Raw genomic sequence first — 3,798 nt, 5'->3', positions numbered from 1 at the left:
GATGTTTGAAATCGTGACGCCAAAATCAAGGTGATTCCTTTCACCCCAGTGAGCACAATCATCAACACCGAGAACATCGAATCCCTCGCCAACGTGGGATTGCTTTCTCCGCTCAACATGGTGCTGGTGACGAGAGCCAGTTCGATCAAAATCACGGAACCTGTCAGCACAAGCGTCCCAATCGGTTCACCAAGCCTTTCAGCGAGTTGATCGGCTTGGCTGGCAATCCGCCTCGCCAGCAGCAAAATCAAGAGGCTGAGACCTCCTAATCCGCTTAAGACGACCGTTGCCGATTGCAGCAAGAGCCAATCCAGCAGATGGGTGGTTTGGAGGCCGATCAGAATGACCAATCCAAGAATCAAGGGCCATTCTTTGCGCATCAAATCTGATTGGGATCCCAGTTGAGTGCCGCCTGGGTGTCGGTGAAGATCACCTCTGCTCCTGCAGCTCGCAAGTTCGCTTCGTAGTGCGCTCGCGCCTCAGATTGCTCTGGGCTTTGAAGGTGGGGCGGAACTACGGCCAAACTCATCCAACGTTGCTGCGGGACCTGCTCCCTGGCTCGGGTCACTGTTTTGACGTCCGCCACGGTGTCGCCGAGATAGGAGATCAGTGGTGCGTCGGAACCGAGCCTGGAACCCACAAGGGTGCTTGCCAGCCTGATCAGTCCTTCGGGATCTGGTTTGTCGGGTGCATCACCCATCGCGATCAGTGGGGGGTGTACCAGACCCAGTCGCGTCTCCAACACGAAACGAGCCGAGGGTGGTTCTGCACCACTCACAAATCCCCATCTGCAGCCTTTTTGATCGAGAGTCTCAAAGAACTCTGGATTGACAAGCAAAGGCTCATCGCGGATAAACCCTCTCCAGGACGAAGGATCGCCTTCTGGGTCGCCTCCGAAATAAAAGCTGTTGAATATCTCCACCAGGTCCTCGAATGCCGGTAGTGACGCCTGATGCTGCTGGCCAATGCCCCTACGCCGTAGCAGTTCCAGCGAGGCTTTCCAATCGTTGTTCCAGCAGCCCTCAGCCTTCAGCGAATCGATCGTCGCTGATTCGGGGCGCCAGCCGCTGTAGTGATTGACCGTTTCGACAATCGCCCTTCGATAGCTGCCGCCTACGTCCCGGATGACTCCGTCGATGTCGAAAAGCAGCAAACTCCGCGGTGCAGGGGTATCACTTGGACGGGGGTTATCCATTGCCTCGAAATTAGGGATTTGTCGCATCGCGTTCGAATTGCTCGGCAGCGGCTGTTGTGTGAGGGTTTTGCAGTAGGGCGCTAGCGATTTCCGGGCTGATTGTGAAGGTGTCGCAGCCGCCGGCGGCTAGGTCAACCAGCTCGCTGGGGCTGCGAAGGCTCGCGACTAGCAAGCGAGTGTTTGATGCCACCGCATGCAGTGCCCGTTGCATTTTCAGCAGTTCGTGATGGCCATCTCGCCCTTGATCGTTAATGCGACCTAGGTACGGGGCGATGTAGTTCGCGCTCAGTGCGTCTGCCAGCAAGACCTGGGCTGCGTCGTAGCAGGCGGTGAAGGTGATCTGAATGCCACGACTGATCAGAGGGCGAGCCGCGAGCAGGCCTGCACGGGTTACGGGCAGCTTCACGATGACGATTCCTGGTGCTATGGATGCAAGCTCATTGGCGCATGCTTCGAGAGCATTTGCATTGGCTCCCCAAGCTTGTAAATGCAGTTCCCTCACTCCAAGTTCCAGCGCTGTTGTACTGAGCTCCTTCAGGCTTTGAACGTTGCAGGCCCGCTTGGCGCGGCGCAACAGCGTTGGATTGGTGGTGATTCCGGTGAAAAGCCCAGTTTGCCACCAGTCTTGCCAATCCTCAGGGTTGGCACTGTCGAGCAGCAGACGCAAACTCATTGAGGAGGGAGTTGCGACTACTGATAGGTTAGATCTTTGTCCTTCATCCTTGAGCCCTGACAACATGACGGTTTCCGAAGGCGCTGCCGTCGACCAGGAGGTCGCAACAGAGGCAGCAGCAGCTGATCCAGCACCCCAGGCCGACGCAACACCCGCGGGTGAAGCAGCTCCCCAGGGTGAGGCTTCAGATCAGAAGCAAGAGCCGAAGGAAGGCCGTCCAGTGATGCGCGGTGGCAGTGCAGCACTTGCTTCTGCCACCATCGATGCGGATGGAGTTCCTTCTGGCTATACCCCAAAAGCCGATGAAGGACGCTTCTTGTTGAAGATCCTGTGGCTGCCTGACAACGTGGCTTTGGCTGTTGATCAGATTGTCGGTGGTGGGCCGAGTCCGCTGACGGCCTATTTCTTCTGGCCTCGTGAAGATGCTTGGGAAACGCTCAAGAGTGAGTTGGAAGGTAAGAGTTGGATTACCGATAACGAGCGTGTTGAAGTGTTGAATAAGGCCACAGAAGTCATCAACTACTGGCAAGAAGAAGGCAAGGGCAAGAGCCTTGATGAAGCGAAGCTCAAGTTCCCAGACGTTACTTTCTGCGGCACCGCCTGATCGAATCAAGGTTTTGGTTGTCTGTCGGATGGCCAAGCTTTTAGCCCCGTTGCGACGGGGCTTTTTAATGCTTTGACGATTTTGCAGGTTGACCTTTTTGCTTCTGGAGAAAATTTCAAGTCATAAAAAAAGCCCCCTTGAAGGGGGCGATTGTTTGCAATCGATCGTTGCGTTTTTGTTAACAGCCTTAAGTTGACTTGCTTGCCTGGGCACGAGCTCTGGCCCGTTGAAAAAGTTGCTGCGCTTTGACTTTTTCAGGAGTGGAAGGCTGACCTTCAAGCTTGGTGACGGCAGTTCGCGCAGCAGAAAGATCGCTTTCAGCTGATGTGGAATCGATGTTGACGCCGAGTTCAGCTGAATTCACCAAAACGGTGACATCATCGGACTCAACTTCAGCGAATCCACCCATTAGGGCAATGGATTGCCAATTGCTGTTGGTACGCACTCTTAGAACTCCAACGTCGAGCGCTGCAAGTAAGGAGACGTGGCCTGGAAGAATGCCGACTTGACCGGTGGTGCTGGGAAGGATCACCTCATCGGCCGAACCATCGAACACGCTCTGGTCTGGTGCCAGAACGCGGAGGGTGAGGGACATGGAAAGAAGGCTGCGGAGAGTGGGAAAGCGAGTTGGTGGTCATGCTCGGGGCGCAAGCGCCCCGATGACAATCACTTGGATTCAGCCGCGATCTTCTCGGCTTTGGCTTTGACTTCGTCGATGTTGCCGACCAGATAGAAAGACTGCTCTGGAAGGTTGTCAAGATCGCCAGCAAGAATTTGATTGAAGCCACTAATTGTGTCTTCCAGTTTCACGTACTTGCCAGGCATGCCGGTGAAGATTTCGGCAACGAAGAAGGGCTGGGAAAGGAACTTCTCGATTTTGCGAGCACGATCCACAGTCTGGCGGTCGTCTTCAGACAGTTCATCCAAACCAAGAATGGCGATGATGTCCTGGAGCTCCTTGTAACGCTGCAGCGTCGATTGAACCGCACGTGCTGTGCGGTAGTGCTCGTCACCCACCACTGCTGGCTGAAGCATGGTGCTTGTGGAATCAAGAGGATCCACAGCGGGGTAGATCCCTTTAGAAGCCAAGGCACGGTTCAGAACCGTTGTGGCGTCGAGGTGAGCGAAGGTCGTGGCAGGTGCCGGATCGGTTAAATCGTCAGCAGGAACGTAAACGGCCTGAATTGAGGTGATGGATCCTTCCAGAGTGGAAGCAACACGCTCCTGAAGAGCACCCACGTCTGTTCCCAAGGTGGGTTGGTAGCCCACAGCTGAAGGCATGCGACCCAGGAGAGCTGAAACTTCAGAACCGGCTTGCACGAAGCG

The 3,798-nt window shown here is 55.2% G+C and carries 6 protein-coding genes; 1 reads left to right on the top strand and 5 read right to left on the bottom strand.

What is annotated here, in order from left to right; genetic code table 11:
• From NCN04_RS09320 to NCN04_RS09310, 3 genes are all read right to left on the bottom strand, one after another.
• Positions 1–380, bottom strand: a 380-nt coding sequence (locus NCN04_RS09320; protein WP_502988780.1) for a calcium:cation antiporter family protein, incomplete at its 3' end; no start/stop codon positions are given.
• Entirely contained in the window at positions 380–1,195 is an 816-nt protein-coding gene (locus NCN04_RS09315) for a TIGR01548 family HAD-type hydrolase (protein WP_250395906.1), read from the bottom strand. The genes NCN04_RS09315 and NCN04_RS09320, both read right to left, overlap by 1 nt.
• A 10-nt stretch (positions 1,196–1,205) precedes the next feature.
• Positions 1,206–1,868, bottom strand: coding sequence for a transaldolase family protein (locus NCN04_RS09310; protein ID WP_250395905.1), 663 nt, complete (start codon positions 1,866–1,868; stop codon positions 1,206–1,208).
• A gap of 64 nt (positions 1,869–1,932) precedes the next feature.
• Here NCN04_RS09310 and NCN04_RS09305 point away from each other — a divergent pair, with 64 nt between their 5' ends.
• Positions 1,933–2,472 carry a 30S ribosomal protein PSRP-3 gene (locus NCN04_RS09305; protein ID WP_250395904.1) on the top strand — a complete coding sequence of 180 codons (540 nt, stop codon included), beginning with the start codon at positions 1,933–1,935 and terminating at the stop codon, positions 2,470–2,472.
• 187 nt (positions 2,473–2,659) lie between these two features.
• On the opposite strand, the gene atpC is transcribed toward NCN04_RS09305, so the two are convergent.
• Complete coding sequence (atpC, locus tag NCN04_RS09300) at positions 2,660–3,067, bottom strand: ATP synthase F1 subunit epsilon (RefSeq protein ID WP_011620194.1); 408 nt, start codon at positions 3,065–3,067, stop codon at positions 2,660–2,662.
• Positions 3,068–3,138: 71 nt separating this feature from the next.
• Positions 3,139–3,798, bottom strand: a 660-nt coding sequence (locus NCN04_RS09295; RefSeq protein ID WP_502988779.1) for an ATP synthase beta subunit C-terminal domain-containing protein, incomplete at its 5' end; no start/stop codon positions are given.

It is taken from the genome of Synechococcus sp. MU1655 (assembly GCF_023630655.1).
Classification (GTDB): Bacteria; Cyanobacteriota; Cyanobacteriia; order PCC-6307; family Cyanobiaceae; genus Synechococcus_C.
The sequence above is the reverse complement of the archived record's forward strand: the minus strand, read 5'-3'. Positions and strand labels throughout refer to the sequence as shown.